Origin of the sequence: Clostridium tarantellae, assembly GCF_009295725.1 — a bacterium.
Lineage (GTDB): Bacteria > Bacillota > Clostridia > Clostridiales > Clostridiaceae > Sarcina > Sarcina tarantellae.
In genome coordinates this window covers 1-394 of record NZ_WHJC01000686.1, presented here as the reverse complement: position 1 = coordinate 394, position 394 = coordinate 1, and the positions used below count along the sequence as shown (strand labels likewise).

Below are 394 nucleotides of genomic sequence, written 5' to 3'. Positions count from 1 at the left end.
CTGATAGTGGTTTTGCAAATCCAGAATTATTTAAATTAATAGAAGAAAATAAAGCTTTTTATGCTATAAGATTAAAAGCTAATTCGTCTCTTTATGCCAAATCAGAAGATTTAACTAAAAAAATGGAATTAGAATGTAAAGATAATTTTTATGATTATAAAGTTGTTTATGGAAAAATAAAATATAAAGCTAATTCTTGGGATAAAGAGCGTACTGTTATTGTTAAAATCGAAAAGCCCGAAGGGCAGATGTTAAGTAATTATACTTTTGTAGTTACTAATATGACATTACCACCAGAGCAACTGATAATGTTTTATTCTAACAGAGGAACTATGGAAAATTTCATTAAAGAAAGTAAAAATGGATTTGCTTTAGATTCAATGAGTAGTACTAG

1 protein-coding gene is annotated in these 394 nt (G+C 26.6%); it reads left to right on the top strand.

From position 1 onward, the window contains the following. Positions 1-394 (top strand): transposase (locus GBZ86_RS16840; protein ID WP_152892549.1); only part of this gene is annotated, 394 nt, incomplete at both ends.